The sequence below is a fragment of the Variovorax sp. 05N34 genome, assembly GCF_056397405.1.
The window spans coordinates 450,072-464,222 of sequence record NZ_JBFTNI010000005.1 but is presented as its reverse complement, the minus strand read 5'-3'; the positions used below and the strand labels follow the sequence as shown (position 1 = coordinate 464,222).

Below are 14,151 nucleotides of genomic sequence, written 5' to 3'. Positions count from 1 at the left end.
CTTTCTACGTGGCCGAGACCGCGTCCAGCAACGCGACCGACCTGGCGTGTGCGCCGAAAACGCCACCCTGCATGGTGATCATCTTCAGCGCCGCGAGATGATTGCCGTGGTCCGTTGCAGCGGTGCAGTCCGACAACAGCAGGCACTCGAAGCCGCGATCGTTTGCGTCGCGCATGGTGGTGTGCACGCAGACGTCGGTCGTGATGCCCGCGAGGATCAGGTTCTCGATGCCGCGCGTGCGCAGGATGAGCTCAAGATCGGTCGCATAGAACGAGCCCTTGCCCGGCTTGTCGATCACCACCTCGCCGGCCTTCGGGGCCAGCGCTGGAATGATTTCCCAGCCGGGCTCGCCACGGATCAGGATTCGTCCGCAAGGGCCTTCGTCGCCAATCCCCACGCCGTTGGCACCGATGCGTCGCGACCGCCAGCGCTTGTTCGGCGGCAGATCGGCAAGATCCGGCCGATGGCCCTCGCGCGTGTGGATGATGTGAAAGCCGAGCTGCCGCAGCCGCGCCAGCGTCAGCGCGATCGGCTCTATGGGCGCCTGGACGAGCGACAGGTCATAGCCCATCACGTCCACGTACCCGCCCTTGCCGCAGAAATCGGTCTGCATGTCGATCACGATGAGCGCCGTGTTGTCGGGACGCAGATCGCCGTTGAAAGGCCAGGGATAAGGCTCTGCCGCGACAAACCGCTGCACTTGCTCGATTGATTTCATGAGAGGTTTGCTCGATGCTTCTCAACGTGTTGAAGACAGTTCACCAGGACTTCCGACGGCCACGCTGCCGGGCTTGCAGGTCAGCACGAGGATGAAGAGCGTGAGCACGTAGGGCACGGTATTGAACAGGTGGTACCCCCAGCCCACGCCCACCGACTGCAGCGCCGGGCCAATTGCGCCGGCACCGCCAAAGAGCAGCGCGGCGCCGATGCAGCGAAGCGGGCTCCAGCGCGCGAAGATCACCAGCGCCACCGCGATCAGGCCTTGGCCGCTGGAGATGCCTTCGTTCCAGCTGCCTGGATAGAAGAGCGTCAGCGATGCACCGCCCAATCCCGCGATGAAGCCACCCGCAGTGGTAGCCGCGATGCGCAGCCCCGCGACCGAGTAGCCGAGGGCGCGCGTCGCGTTCGCCGAATCGCCCGCCATGCGGATCAGCAATCCGATGCGCGTATGCGCGAAGCCCCACCACAGCAGCACAGCCATCACGATGCCGATCGGCACCAGGGAATTGATCTGCAATGCTGAGCGAATGACCGGGTTGTCGCTCCAGCTGCCCAACGGAATCGCCGGCAACTGCGGCGCCTGCGGCTGGATCAGCGGCTTGCCCAGATAGAACGCGAGCCCGGTTCCGAACAGCATCAACGCAATGCCGGTCGCGACATCGTTGACCCGGTCGAGAGAACACAAAAGCCCGTGCAGCAGCGCGAGCATCGCACCGACCACGCCGCCGATCAGCACGCCAAGCCACGCCGATCCAGTCAGCCACGCGCCACCGAATGACGCCATCGCCGAAAGCACGAGAACGCCTTCGAGGCCGAGATTGATACGGCCGGACTTCTCCGTCAGGCATTCGCCCAAGCTGACGAACAGAAAGGGCGCGCCGACACGCAGCGCCCCGCCGACGATCGCAGCGACGAACGCGATCCACTGGTCGGTCGTCATTGCGTGATTTCCTTCACGAGCACGGGCGCCGGCGTGCTTCGGGGCGCACGATTCTTGAACAAGGCCTTCCAGTCGATCATCCGCAAACCTTCGCTGGCCAGAATCAGCACGAAGGCCATGCCCTGCAACACAAGCACTGATGCATCGGGCAGGCCAAGCCGCCGCTGCAGCAAACTGCCGGCGGCGCCGAAGCCGCCGAACAAGATCGCGACGGGGATCACCGCCACCGGGTTGTGTCGGGCGATGAAGGACACGAGGATGCCCGCATAGCCATAGCCCGCAATCAGCGAAGCGTTGGCATTCGTATGAACCGCCGCAACTTCGACTGCACCCGCGACGCCAGCGCACGCACCGCCCAGCCCGCATGCAGCCAGGATCAATCGATTGGCAGGCAGCCCCACGAGTTGTGCGGTGCGCGGATTGCCTCCGACCACCCGCACCGAAAAGCCCGACGCCGTGAAGCGCAGCCAAAGCCCGGACACGACGCACGCGACCACGCCGATCGCGAGCCCCCAGTGCACGTCCGAACCGCCGATGCCGCCAATTCCCAGCCCGTCCGCGAGCGACCGAGTCGCCGGCTTGTTGAGGCTCGCGGGATCACGCAGYGCACCTTCCACCAGATGCTTGAAGAGCCCGATGGCGACGTAGGCGAGCAGCAGACTGCTGATCGTTTCGTTGATGCCGCGGTACTGCCGCAGCCAGCCCGCAAGCGCGATCCACGCTGCACCGGCCACCGCGCCCGCGATGCAAAGCGCCACTGTTCCCACAACGTTGGCCGGCAGCGGCAACACATACGGAAGCGCAGCGCAGGCCAGTCCGCCGAGCACCAGCGCACCTTCGCCACCAATGATCACCAGCCCCGCGCGCGCCGGAATCGCCACGCACAGCGCGGTCAGCATCAGCGGCGCCGCCCGCTGCAACGTGTTCTGCCAGGAGAACCAATCCCCAAAAGCGCCCTTGAACAGGATGATCCAGACATCGACCGGACTCACTCCGGCGAACCAGACGAACACGCCAAACAGCAACAGCGCCGCCGCGATGGCGAACACCGGCAATGCAATCTCGCGAAGAGTGTTGCGCATGATGATTTGCCTTCAGTCAAACAGCACTGTCAGCAGACACTTCCAGGAATACCGCGGAATCGGCTCCGCCGGGCCGCCGGTATTGCCCCCTGCAAGGGGGTTGGCGAAGCGACACGAAGTGCGCGAAGCCTGGGGGTCAGCCCACGGCCCCCACGACGCCTTCCACCAGGTAGTTCATCTTCTCCAGCTCGAGATCGGTCTGCTTGAACGCCTTGCCCGCGGGAATGACTACCGCGCCCTTGTTGTCCTTCAGCGGCCCCTGGAAGATGTCGAAGTTGCCCGCGAGCATCTTGCCCTTGATCTCGTCGGCGTTCTTCTTCGCGGCATCGGTCACCATGGAGCCGTAGGGCGACATCTTCACGTAGCCCTCTTTCAAGCCACCGCGCAGGAAGTTCGGATGCGGCTTGCCGGCTTGCGCTGCGTCGAGGACGGTTTTGTAGGCCGTCAGCCAGTTCCATTCCGCACCGGTCAAGTAGGCGTTGGGCGCGAGCTTGGCCTGGCTCGCGTGATAGCCGCAGACCATCTTGCCGCGCTTGGCAGCCGTCTCGACGATCACCTTGGGCCCATCGACGTGCATGGTGAACACGTCGCAGCCCTGGTCGGCAAGGCTGTTGGTCGCCTCGGCTTCCTTGACGGCCATCGACCAGTCGCCGGTGAAGATCACGCTGCAGGTGATGTTCGGGTTGACCGATCGCGCACCCATGGTGAAGGCATTGATGTTGCGCAGCACCTGGGGAATGGGCTTGGCGGCGACGAAGGCAATCTTTTTGCTCTTCGTCATATGACCGGCGATCACGCCGTTGAGGTACTGGCACTCGTCGATGTAGCCGAAGAAGCTGCCGACGTTCTTCGGATGCTTGCCTTCGGTCCACAGGCCGCCGCAATGCGAGAAGCGCACGTCCGGGTTCTTCGGCGCAACGGCCAGGATGTGCGGATCGAAGTAGCCGAAGGAAGTCGGAAACAGCAGCGTCGCGCCGTCCTGCGCGATCATTCCCGTCATCGTCTTCTGCACAGCCGCCGTCTCGGGCACGTTCTCTTCCTCGACCACCTTCACGCCGGCCAGTTTCTTGAGCTCAGCCGCCGCTTGCGCGTGCGCCTGGTTGTAGCCGTAGTCATCGCGCGGACCGACGTAGATCACGCCGACCGTCAGCGGCTTTTGCGCGCTTGCGAGTGCGCTCCATCCGCCGAGCGTGGTGGCGGACGCAAGCGCGGCAAGTGACTTGAGGGAATCACGGCGATTGAGATGGATGTGGCTCATGGTGCTGACTCCTGGGGAGTGGGGAGGGGGCTGAGGGGCTGAGGGGCTGGATATCCTGTCTTGGATACAAGATTGGGTGCATAAACCGTACCAGCGGTTTCGGGGCTTGAAATCAGCCCAAAAGGCTCACGTGCGCGGCGACGATGCGCCAGCCTTGGGCGGTGCGCATCCATGTCTGGCTCTGGCGCCCCGTCTTTGTGCTTCCTTCGCGGCGGAATTCGATGTTCGCGGTCGCGAACTCATCGCCGTAGGTGGTGATGACGGTGCGCAAGACTTCGCGCGCCAGGCCTTGCGACGGCCGCGAAGCACGGAAGTCCTGGATCTCGCGATACCCGTAGAGGTTTTCGGTCGCGCCATAGCGCAGCGTGTGCGGGCTGTCCCAGAACAATTCGTCCAGAACGTCGACCTTGTTGTTCACCAGCGCGTCTTCGTATCGGTCGAAGGCCACCGTGACCTCCGCCACCACATGTGGAAGGTTGATCGATAGCGTCATGGTTGTTTGTCTTTCCTCCTCTAGAGCGAGGCGATTGGCGCGTGCGAAACACCGGCGGATTCGAGCGCTGCTGCGACTCGAAGAACGATGTCCTCACGCCAGGGCGCCGCGATCACCTGGACGCCGATCGGCAGGTTCGGATGCGCACCCCAGACCGGAACGGCGCACACCGGCAGGCCGATGCATGAAATGGGTTGTGTCAGCACCCCCATGTTGGGACGCACCGGAAGGCGCTGCCCATTCAGTTCGAACCACTCGGCGCCAATCGGGGTCGCTGCGCAAGGTGTGGCAGCGGCGATCAGCACATCGAAGCGCTCGAACAAGCGCGCCGCCTGTTCGGCATAACGTCGGCGTACGCGCTGCGCTCGGGCGATCCAGGCCGCCGGCAGCAACGCGCCAGCCAGGAAGCGATCGCGCGACAGAGGCTCGAAGTCCTGCGCTCGCGTGCGGAGATCGGGAAGGTGCAGCGCCGCGCCTTCAGCGTTCGTGATGAGAAAGGCAGCGGCGCGTCCGGCCTCCACCATCGGCAGATCGACCGTCTGGCTCGCACCCAGGGCTTGCGCGACAGCGTCGACGGCGGTCAATGCCTCGGGCTGCGCACGCTCGCGAAAGTAGCCGCCGAGCACGCCGATTCGCAATCCCTGTACCCCACGCCCGACTGTGGGCGCAGTCGGCTCGACAGCCCGCTGCGCGCAGCCCGGATCGCGCGGCCCCCAAGGCTCCGGACCCTGCATGGCGTCGTAGGCAAGCGCCAGATCGCGTGCTGAGCGTGCAAATGGCCCGAGATGATCGAGGCTCGAAACGAAGGGATAGCTTCCGCTGCGCGGCAGGCGGCCGAAGGTCGGCTTCAATCCGAAGACGCCGCACAGCGAGGCCGGCACACGAATGGAGCCGTTGGTGTCCGAGCCCAGAGAAAGCGGCACCTGTCCCGCAGCCACGGCCGCACCAGACCCACCTGACGAGCCGCCCGCGATGCGCGACAGATCATGCGGGTTGTGCGCCGGGCCCACGTGGCTGTTCTCGGTTGTGAAGCCGTACGCGTATTCGTCCATGTTGAGCGCGCCGACCAGCACGGCGCCGGCGCTTTCGAGGCGCCGCACCAGCGCTGCATCTGCACGCGCCGGCGAGCTTTCGCGTTCGATCTTGGAGCCCGCAAGTGTCGCGAGGCCAGAGATGTCGAAGAGGTTCTTCACCGCGAAGGGCACGCCGAGCAATGGAAGCTCGCGCGTGCGCGCACCTCCGTCCGACGAGAGAGACGCGTCGACCTGCGCGGCGCGGCGCAATGCCCTTTCGCGGACCACGTCGGTGAAGGCATTGACCCGCCCGTCCGTCGCATCGATGCGATCGAGGCTCGCCTGGACCAGCGCGGAGGCACTCACCGAGCCCGCGCGTACGGCATCTGCCATCGCCGATGCGTCTTGCCGCAACAGTTCCGCGGCGGTCACGCTTCCTTCTCCTTCGGCGAAACCGGCACGAAAGTCACTGCCGCGTCTTCGTGCGCTTCGAGCGGCACTGCATCGACGATGGCCGCGAATTCCGCGGCGATCCCGAAGTAGCGCACCACCCCCGGCCGATGATCGGACCGCAAGCGCAGGCCCAGTGCGGCTGAAGCCGCGTCGACGTACGCTTCGATCTGTGCTGGCGTCATCATGAGCAGCCCCTCAACGGCGCACTTCGCGCTGGAAGATCTCGAGGCTCAGCTTCTTCATGCCGACGAAGCTGGATGAACTCAGGGTTTCGAGCGTGCGAGGGCGCGCGTCACCGTAGTCGAGGATCTCGGCGACCTTCGTCGGGCGCTTGGTCAACAGCAGCACCTGGTCCGCAAGGTAGACCGCCTCTTCCAGATCATGCGAAACCAGCAGCATCGTCGTGCCGGTCTGCATGAAAACCTCCTGCAGCTTTTCGCGGATGAAGAGCGTCATCTCGAAATCCAGCGCCGAGAAAGGCTCGTCGAGGAACAGCACTTCGGGGTTGGGCGCCAGCGCCCGCATGATCGAGGCCGTCTGCTGCTGGCCGCCCGAGAGCTCGTAGGGATAGCGCTTGAGATCGAACTTGACGTCGAACGAAGCGACCAGCTCCTGCATTCGCCGATCGACCTCTGCCTTGGAGCGGCCTTCGAGTTTCAGCGGATAAGCGATGTTGTCGATGGTGCGCATCCACGGAAACATCGCCTCCCGGTAGTTCTGGAACACGTAGCCGATCTTGGTGTCCTTGAGCGACTTGCCGTCGAACAGGATCTCGCCCGAATCGATCGGGATCAGCCCCGCGATCATGTTGATCAGCGTCGACTTGCCGCAGCCGTTGGGGCCGAAGACAGAGACGATCTTCTGCTTGGGGATGTCGAGGTCGAAGTTCTCGTACAACGGCCAGCCGGCGAAGTACTTCGTCAGGCCGCGAATGGTGATGTGCGTGCCGGCCGGCCCGGGCGTGAAGGCAGGCTTGGGCACATCGGCATACACGGGCCCGTTGATGACGTTCTCGACGGTTCTCATCGCCCGCTCCAGTGCACGATGCGCCGCTCGGCCACCAGAAAAAGGATGTTGAGCGCATAGCCGAGCGCACCCGCGGCGAGGATGGATGCGTACATGTCCTTGACGTTCATCACCTGCTGCGAATTGATGATCCGATGGCCGAGGCCACTGTCAGAGCCGATGAACATCTCGGCGACGATCACGATGACCAATGCCATCGACACCGCGGAGCGCAAGCCGACGAAGCTCGGCTGAAGGCTTTCCCACACCAGCACGTCGCGGAAGATCTGCCAGCGCGATGCGCCCATTACCTTCGCGGCCATCACGCGCTGCTTGCGCGCGTTCATCACGCCATAGGCGCTGTTGAAGACCACGATGAGGAGCGCGCCAAAAGCCGCGATGGCGACCTTGTTGACGTCCGACACGCCGAAGATCATGAGAAACAGCGGGATGAGCGCCGAAGACGGCGTGGAGCGAAAGAAGTCGATCAGGAATTCGACGCTGCGATACGCCTTCTCGTTGCTGCCGAGCAGCACGCCCAGCGGCATGCCCATGACTGCAGCGATCAGGAATGCCTGGAGCGTCCGCCAGACAGTCACCGCGAAGTCGGTGAGCAATGGCCCGCCCGCGAGCCCCGAGAGAAGCGTCGCGATGGTGTCCGCGGGCATCGGCAGCAGGATCGCCTTGATGAAGCCGAGACGGACCGCCAAGTCCCAGATGACGAACAGCACGACCGGCCCGATGAAGGGCAGCGCCTTGATCCAGTGCGATTCACGCGGCGGTGCGCTGGTCGATGCGGGGGTGCTCATCGGTTCACCCCTTGTAGAGCATCGAGTCCACCATCAGGCGCGACGAGAAGATGCCTTTTTCAGAGAACAGGTCGAAGAACTTCTGGAAGTGCGCGACGTCGGCCGGCGTGAACTCGTTGTACATCGTGTAGGCGGCCAGCGGCACTTCGCTCGTGAGCGGGCCTTCGATGGCGGTGTAGCCCTTGAGGTACTGGCGCGCGTCGCCGGGCTTGCTGCGGACATACGCAACGCCCTGGCCGTAGGCGGTGATGAATTTCTTCGCGGCGTCGGGGTTCTTCTTGATGAAGGCAGTGGTCAGCGAAGCCGAGCCGCCGAACCATGGGGCCATCGGATCGCCCAGCACGTATTTGGCGATCACGCCGGACTCGAGGATCTTCGTGCTGCCGTTCAGCCGGCCGATGGTGCCGGTGGGTTCGAGCGTGTAGCAGCCGTCGACCTGCCCCGCCGCGAGTGAAGCGACGTGCTGGCCGATGGGCAACTCGACGACGGTGGCGCCCGTCGCGCCGCCGCGCTCGAGCACCGCCTTGGCCAGCGTCACGTTCTGGATGCCGGGGCCGGACGCGACGCGCTTTCCCTTGAGATCGGCCATGGTCTTTGCGGTGCTGCCCGCCGGCACCAGCATTTCGTCGAGCACGTTCTTCGCATTGCTCGGGTTGGAACAGAAGATCTTGAAGCTGCCCGGCGCAGCGATCTCGCCGATGGCGATGTTGGCCGAGCCCGTGCCGTTGGCGCTGCCATCGCAGCGATCGGCCAGCATGGCTTCCATGATCTGCTGCGCACCGGCGAAGCGCTGCACCTCGACATCCAGCCCTGCGGTCTTGAAGTAGCCCTGCTCGACGGCCGCATAGAAGGGCAAGCCAGCGGCGATGGGCCAATAGCCGACGCGAATCTTGACTGGAGCCTGCGCTCGCACGATAGAGGGGGCCGCCGTGGCTGCGATGACGGCAGCCGCCGCCCCGGCTTGAAGGACTCGGCGCCGCGAGGCAGGCGTTGCGAGAGAAAGTGGTGTGTCGTTGCGGGCCATTGAAAACTCCGAAAGGTTGAAACTCGTTGGCGGGGCTCAGGCGGCCACCGGCACGCGCGATGCGATGTAGGCGCGCCATCCGCCGTATTGCGTGACATCAAGGGCACCGACCAGGGCGAGCGATTCGCAAAGAAAGCCCTGCACACTGCTTCCGTCCGCGAGCGTGAGGGTGCCGATGCCCAGCGGCGCCGGGATGAGCGCGACGAAGCTGCCGTATTGCGCAAGCGGCATCTCCCAGATTTCGACAGCAATCGCGGCTCCTTCGCCGGGCGCCACGCGCAGCAATCCAGGTTTGGGTGGGACCGTGCCGGGCAAGGCAAACAGGCGGTACTCGGGCGCCGTGTGTGTGGCCTGCAGCAGGCGAGCGCCCCGCTCCGTCAACTGTCCATTGAGCGGCATGCCCGACAGATGGGCGCCGACCACCGCCACCTTGATCACGGGCGCTGACGCAACGAGCGGCAGCGGCGCAGGCGTAGGCATCGGCTCGCCAGTCGCACCGAGTGGCAGTCCGGTCGCATGGTGAAAGCGCTGGCCGAGTTCGGCAAGCTGGAAGTCGCTGCCGCAGCGGCCAATCAGCGTGATGCCGAAAGGAAGCCCGTCGCCGCGGATGCTCGACGGCACCGAGATTGCGGCGTAGTCGAGCAGGTTCACGAAGTTCGTGTATTCGCCCAAGTTGCGGTTGAGGGCGACCGGATCGGCCTGCATGGCTTCGATCGTGTAGTGCGTAGGAGCGGTCGGTACCACCAGTACGTCGATGTCGTTCCAGATCGCTGCAGCGCGCTGGCCGAGCGCCTGCAGCTTCACCCGCGCATCGACATAGTCCGCAGCGCTGTAGCGCCGCCCCTGGGCGATGATGCCGCGCACGGGCTCGATCACCTCGGCTTCATGAGCGTCGAAGAAGCCGCGCACGGCTGCGTAGCGTTCCGCCACCAGCGCGCTGTCGTAGAGGAGCGCCGCGGCTTCGGCGAGTGGCGCGTAGTCGATCTCGACCGGTGTGCCGCCGAGCTCGCGCATTTGTTCGACGGCGCGAGCGAATGCGTCAGCAGAGAGGGCGTCGCCGAAAAACCGGAGCGTCGAAGGAATACCAAAGCGAAATCTTCGCGGCAGCGGTTGCGTCGTCAACGTGAGATCGCGCGAATACGGATCTTCGGCATCGAAGCCCATTGCCGCCTGCAGCACGCGGACGGCGACATTGACCGTTCGCGCGAAGATCGACACGCAATCCACGCTCTGCGCCGCCGGCACCACCCCACGCGCACTGACGAGCCCCCGCGACGGCTTGATGCCGACGATGTTGTTGAGTCCCGCAGGTACGCGTCCCGAGCCGGCGGTATCGGTGCCCAGCGCGAAATCCACCTGTCCCGTCGCCACGACATAGGCCGAACCGGAACTCGATCCCCCTGAAACGTACCGGGCGTCAAAGCTGTTCGGCACCGCGCCATAGGGCGAGCGCGTGCCGTTGAGGCCGCAAGCAAACTGGTCCAGGTTGGTCTTGCCCAGCATGGACGCACCGGCATCGAGCAGCCGCTGCACCGCCTGGGCATGCGCCGTTGGCGTCTGCGCGAACGCTGGGCAGGCTGCAGTGGTGGGCACGCCAGCCAGATCGATGTTGTCCTTGATCGCGAAGCGCAGGCCGGCGAGCGGGCCCGCACCGGCACCTCGCAAAGGCGTATCGAGGCGCGCGATCCATGCCCGTGCGGCGGGTTCGCTCACCTGCGGAACTTCATGCACCATCGTTAAGCATCCTGTCTTGTGTACAAGATGCCTTGCAAAGGGTATGCCAGCGTTTTCGAGCGGAACATGGGGGAATAATGAGAGACCTCGACGACGCCTCTCCATGTCCGCACCACCGGCTGCCGAAGCCACTCCTTCCCCGCCCTGGCGCGATGCGCTCAAGGTCTATCTCGAACCCGCCACCCTGCGCATGCTGGCGCTCGGCTTCTCGGCCGGCTTGCCGCTGCTGCTGGTGCTCGGCACGCTCAGTTTTCGCCTGCGGGAAGCTGGCGTCGACCGCACCACCATCGGCTTCCTGAGCTGGGTCGGCCTAGCCTACGGCTTCAAGTGGGTCTGGGCGCCGCTGGTCGACCGATTGCCGATCCCACCGTTGACCACGCTGCTCGGCCGGCGACGGGGCTGGCTCCTGCTGGCGCAGATGGCGGTTGTCGCCGGGCTCTGCGGCATGGCTTTCAACGATCCCCGCGACGGCCTTCCGCCGCTGGTCTGGTGTGCAATGCTGGTTGCCTTCGGTTCAGCCACGCAGGACATCGCGCTCGACGCCTTCCGCATCGAATCCGCCGCGACCCGCAAGCAGGCTGCCCTGGCGGCGGCTTATCAGACGGGCTATCGCCTTGCGATGATCTGGGCCGGTGCGGGCGTCCTGTGGATCGCCGCCTGGGCCGAGGTGTCGGGAGTCGCCGGCTATCAAAACGCCGCGTGGAAGTTCGCCTACCTGGTGATGGCCGGGTCCATGGCCGTGGGCGTGATCACCGTGCTCCTCTCGCCCGAACCCGTGCGCACGCAGCTGCCGCAGCCGAAAACGGTCGGCGCCTGGCTGGAAAGCGTCCTCATCGAGCCCTTTGCCGACTTCATCCGCCGCTACCGGTGGCAAGCGGTGCTGATCCTTTCGCTGATCGCCATCTATCGGATCAGCGACGTCGTGATGGGCATCATGGCCAATCCGTTCTACGTCGACATGGGCTTCACCAAGGACGAAGTAGCAACCGTCAGCAAGATCTACGGCGTAATCATGACCTTGGCCGGCGCCTTCGTGGGCGGCGTGCTGTCGATGCGCCTGGGCGTGATGCGCGTGTTGATGCTCGGCGCCGTGCTGAGCGCCGCGAGCAACCTGCTCTTCGCCTGGTTGGCAACGCACGGGCACGACCTGACGGCGCTGGTGCTGGTGGTGTCGGCGGACAACCTCGCGGGCGGCATCGCCTCGGCGGCCTTCATCGCGTACCTGTCGAGCCTGACCAACGTGAGCTATTCGGCCACGCAGTACGCGCTGTTCAGCTCACTGATGCTGCTGCTGCCGAAGTTCATCGCAGGCTATTCGGGCGCCTTCGTGGATGCCCATGGCTACAGCGCCTTCTTCACCGGCACTGCGATGCTGGGCGTGCCGGTGCTGTTCCTGGTGGCGCTGGCATCGCGGTCGTACAACAACGGCAAGACGGCCGCGTCCGCAGAGACTGCCAGCTCGGCGCCGTCGTGATCCCGCGGGCCTGCCCGGGTCCGGGATCGGCAGCGTATTGGCTGACGTCCGGTTCGGAAGCTAGCTGTTAGGCTTTGTGGTTTTCACGGTCGCTTTCCCGGTTTTCATCGTGTCACCTTCACGCATACCCCCACTGCACATCAGCGCCTTCACGGCGACGTCGTCCGTCGGCTCCGGCAAGGCGCCTCTTCTCGAAGCGCTCGAACAGTCGCGCAGCGGGCTCCGCGCCAACGACTTCGGCCCGACGCCGCTGCCGACTTGGATCGGACGGGTCGAGGGCGTCGAAGAACTGCGACTCCCCGAGCAGCTCGCAAGCTGGGATTGCCGCAACAACCGCCTGGCTTGGATGGGGCTGCAGGCCGATGGCTTCATGGACGCCGTGGCGCAAGCGCGCAAGCGCTACGGCCCCGCGCGCATCGCGCTGATCCTTGGCACATCGACGTCGAGCATCGGAGAAACCGAAGCGGCCTACACGCGGCTCGATGACGGTGCGTTCCCTGCCGACCAGCGGCGGCCCAAGGTCCACACGCCGCATTCGCTCACGATGTTCGTGCAGGAGGCGCTGGGCCTCGAAGGGCCCGCGGAGACCATCTCCACCGCTTGCTCCTCGAGTGCGAAGGTGTTCGCATCGGCCGAACGCCTGATCCGGCTTGGGCTGGTGGATGCAGCGGTGGTAGGCGGCGTCGACACGCTTTGCGGCAGCGTGCTTTTCGGCTTCAATTCACTGGAGCTGGTTTCGCCCGAACCGTGCCGCCCCTTCGACGCGAACCGCAATGGCATCAGCCTGGGCGAGGCCGCAGGCTTTGCACTGGTCGAGCGCGGATCGGGCAGGCTTGAACTGCTGGGCTACGGCGAGGCGAGCGACGCGCATCACATGTCCACGCCACACCCCGAAGGACTGGGCGCCGAGAAGGCGCTCGACGATGCACTCGCACGCGCAGGGCTGAAGGCAGACGCCATCGACTACATCAACATGCACGGCACGGCCAGCACCAAGAACGACGAAGTCGAAGGCGCGCTGGTCGCGCGGCGCTTTCCCGAAACCACGCACGCGAGCTCGACCAAGGGCTTTACCGGTCACACGCTCGGTGCGGCGGGCATCGTCGAGGCCGTGATCAGCCTGCTGGCGATCGAAACGGGCCTCAAGCCCGGCACCGTCAACACCGCAACGCTCGATGCCGAGTGCGGACCTCAGATCAAGCTGGAGCCCGCGCGCGGCGAAGTGCGCTATGCACTCAGCAATTCTTTCGGATTCGGCGGCAACAACTGCTCGCTCATCTTCGGCAAGGGAGAAGCAGCATGAGCGGCGTGAATGGAATGAAGACCCCGACACTCTTCATCGAAGGTCCGGCCTTCTGGGCGCCGACCCTGCCCGGCTGGGACACCGCCCGCGCGGTCTTCCGCGGCGAAGCCAGCCCCGTCGATCCGCCCGCCAAGCGGCCGTCACCGCAAGTCCTTGCCCCTGCCGAGCGCCGCCGCGCGCCCGACACCGTGGCGCTTGCACTCGAAGTCGCGGCTGCGGCGACCGCCAGCGCCGGCCGCAATGCCGCCGACTTGCCTTGCGTCTTCGCATCGGCGCACGGAGACCTGGGCATCAATGACTACATGTGCGGCACGCTTGCCGCGGACCCCAAGCTGCTGTCGCCGATCAAGTTCCACAACTCGGTGCACAACGCGGCGGTGGGCTACTGGACGATCGGCACGGGCTGCATGGCCGCGAGCAATTCGCTCACAGCCTATGAAAGCACTTTTGCCGCCGGCCTGCTCGAAGCCGCGGCGCAATGTGCCGCCGACCAGCGGCCCGTGCTGCTCGTCGGCTACGACATGCCGGCCGTGGGCGCGCTTGCGTCGGTGACCACCAGTCGGGGCTTGCTTGCAGTGGCCCTGATCGTTTCGCCGATTCAATCCGAGCGCACCGTCGCGGCGCTCGACTGGTCGCTCGCCGCAGGCGCCGCCATGATGCCTACGGTACAAACGGATGCCGCGCGTGCGCTCGATGCGAACGCGATGGCCGATGCATTGCCCTTCTTCGAGGCACTCGCGCGCGACGATGCAGAGTCGCTGAGCCTGCCGCTATCGGCCAAGCTGTCTTTGCAGCTTCAACTGCAGCCCGCGTTGCAACTGGCTGGGCAAAGCTGAGGCACTC

Annotated in this window: 14 protein-coding genes; 3 read left to right on the top strand and 11 right to left on the bottom strand. The window is 65.2% G+C overall.

Annotated features, from left to right (window positions below; all coding sequences use genetic code 11):
- Positions 1-4: 4 nt before the first annotated feature.
- The 11 genes from biuH to atzF all read right to left on the bottom strand — a co-directional run bounded on the left by biuH (position 5) and on the right by atzF (position 10,531).
- Positions 5-718 carry a biuret amidohydrolase gene (gene biuH / locus AC1DMA_RS16840; RefSeq protein WP_478144918.1) on the bottom strand — a complete coding sequence of 238 codons (714 nt, stop codon included), beginning with the start codon at positions 716-718 and terminating at the stop codon, positions 5-7.
- Between the two features lie 21 nt (positions 719-739).
- Positions 740-1,660, bottom strand: a complete 921-nt coding sequence (locus AC1DMA_RS16835) for an ABC transporter permease (protein ID WP_478144917.1) — start codon at positions 1,658-1,660, stop codon at positions 740-742.
- On the bottom strand, positions 1,657-2,742 hold the full coding sequence (locus AC1DMA_RS16830; protein ID WP_478144916.1) for an ABC transporter permease: 1,086 nt from the start codon (positions 2,740-2,742) through the stop codon (positions 1,657-1,659). Before AC1DMA_RS16830 ends, AC1DMA_RS16835 begins: the two co-directional genes overlap by 4 nt.
- A 136-nt stretch (positions 2,743-2,878) precedes the next feature.
- Complete coding sequence (locus AC1DMA_RS16825) at positions 2,879-4,000, bottom strand: BMP family ABC transporter substrate-binding protein (protein ID WP_478144915.1); 1,122 nt, start codon at positions 3,998-4,000, stop codon at positions 2,879-2,881.
- A gap of 112 nt (positions 4,001-4,112) precedes the next feature.
- Positions 4,113-4,493: an oxalurate catabolism protein HpxZ gene (gene hpxZ, locus AC1DMA_RS16820; RefSeq protein ID WP_478144914.1), complete on the bottom strand. Its 381-nt coding sequence runs from the start codon at positions 4,491-4,493 to the stop codon at positions 4,113-4,115.
- Between the two features lie 20 nt (positions 4,494-4,513).
- Positions 4,514-5,938, bottom strand: a complete 1,425-nt coding sequence (locus tag AC1DMA_RS16815) for an AtzE family amidohydrolase (protein ID WP_478144913.1) — start codon at positions 5,936-5,938, stop codon at positions 4,514-4,516.
- Positions 5,935-6,144: a DUF4089 domain-containing protein gene (locus AC1DMA_RS16810; protein ID WP_478128570.1), complete on the bottom strand. Its 210-nt coding sequence runs from the start codon at positions 6,142-6,144 to the stop codon at positions 5,935-5,937. Before AC1DMA_RS16810 ends, AC1DMA_RS16815 begins: the two co-directional genes overlap by 4 nt.
- A gap of 10 nt (positions 6,145-6,154) precedes the next feature.
- On the bottom strand, positions 6,155-6,985 hold the full coding sequence (locus AC1DMA_RS16805) for an ABC transporter ATP-binding protein (protein WP_478128569.1): 831 nt from the start codon (positions 6,983-6,985) through the stop codon (positions 6,155-6,157).
- Positions 6,982-7,773, bottom strand: coding sequence for an ABC transporter permease (locus AC1DMA_RS16800; protein WP_478144912.1), 792 nt, complete (start codon positions 7,771-7,773; stop codon positions 6,982-6,984). The genes AC1DMA_RS16805 and AC1DMA_RS16800 overlap by 4 nt, the downstream gene beginning before the upstream one ends.
- Before the next feature lie 4 nt (positions 7,774-7,777).
- Complete coding sequence (locus AC1DMA_RS16795) at positions 7,778-8,797, bottom strand: ABC transporter substrate-binding protein (RefSeq protein WP_478144911.1); 1,020 nt, start codon at positions 8,795-8,797, stop codon at positions 7,778-7,780.
- A gap of 36 nt (positions 8,798-8,833) precedes the next feature.
- Positions 8,834-10,531 carry an allophanate hydrolase gene (atzF, locus tag AC1DMA_RS16790; protein WP_478144910.1) on the bottom strand — a complete coding sequence of 566 codons (1,698 nt, stop codon included), beginning with the start codon at positions 10,529-10,531 and terminating at the stop codon, positions 8,834-8,836.
- A 103-nt stretch (positions 10,532-10,634) separates the two neighbouring features.
- Here atzF and AC1DMA_RS16785 point away from each other — a divergent pair, with 103 nt between their 5' ends.
- From AC1DMA_RS16785 to AC1DMA_RS16775, 3 genes are all read left to right on the top strand, one after another.
- Complete coding sequence (locus AC1DMA_RS16785; protein ID WP_478144909.1) at positions 10,635-12,005, top strand: AmpG family muropeptide MFS transporter; 1,371 nt, start codon at positions 10,635-10,637, stop codon at positions 12,003-12,005.
- A 109-nt stretch (positions 12,006-12,114) separates the two neighbouring features.
- Positions 12,115-13,308 carry a beta-ketoacyl-[acyl-carrier-protein] synthase family protein gene (locus tag AC1DMA_RS16780; protein ID WP_478144908.1) on the top strand — a complete coding sequence of 398 codons (1,194 nt, stop codon included), beginning with the start codon at positions 12,115-12,117 and terminating at the stop codon, positions 13,306-13,308.
- Positions 13,305-14,144, top strand: a complete 840-nt coding sequence (locus AC1DMA_RS16775) for a beta-ketoacyl synthase chain length factor (RefSeq protein WP_478144907.1) — start codon at positions 13,305-13,307, stop codon at positions 14,142-14,144. The genes AC1DMA_RS16780 and AC1DMA_RS16775 overlap by 4 nt, the downstream gene beginning before the upstream one ends.
- The last annotated feature ends 7 nt before the right edge of the window (positions 14,145-14,151 follow it).

Bases quoted from the DNA above. Each gene is read 5' to 3' on its own strand.
- AC1DMA_RS16835 (WP_478144917.1), bottom strand. From the start codon at position 1,660: ATGACGACCGACCAGTGGATCGCGTTCGTCGCTGCGATCGTCGGCGGG.
- hpxZ (WP_478144914.1), bottom strand. From the start codon at position 4,493: ATGACGCTATCGATCAACCTTCCACATGTGGTGGCGGAGGTCACGGTG.
- AC1DMA_RS16810 (WP_478128570.1), bottom strand. From the start codon at position 6,144: ATGATGACGCCAGCACAGATCGAAGCGTACGTCGACGCGGCTTCAGCC.
- AC1DMA_RS16800 (WP_478144912.1), bottom strand. From the start codon at position 7,773: ATGAGCACCCCCGCATCGACCAGCGCACCGCCGCGTGAATCGCACTGG.
- AC1DMA_RS16775 (WP_478144907.1), top strand. From the start codon at position 13,305: ATGAGCGGCGTGAATGGAATGAAGACCCCGACACTCTTCATCGAAGGT.
- AC1DMA_RS16805 (WP_478128569.1), bottom strand. From the start codon at position 6,985: ATGAGAACCGTCGAGAACGTCATCAACGGGCCCGTGTATGCCGATGTG.
- biuH (WP_478144918.1), bottom strand. From the start codon at position 718: ATGAAATCAATCGAGCAAGTGCAGCGGTTTGTCGCGGCAGAGCCTTAT.
- AC1DMA_RS16795 (WP_478144911.1), bottom strand. From the start codon at position 8,797: ATGGCCCGCAACGACACACCACTTTCTCTCGCAACGCCTGCCTCGCGG.
- AC1DMA_RS16785 (WP_478144909.1), top strand. From the start codon at position 10,635: ATGTCCGCACCACCGGCTGCCGAAGCCACTCCTTCCCCGCCCTGGCGC.
- AC1DMA_RS16825 (WP_478144915.1), bottom strand. From the start codon at position 4,000: ATGAGCCACATCCATCTCAATCGCCGTGATTCCCTCAAGTCACTTGCC.
- atzF (WP_478144910.1), bottom strand. From the start codon at position 10,531: ATGGTGCATGAAGTTCCGCAGGTGAGCGAACCCGCCGCACGGGCATGG.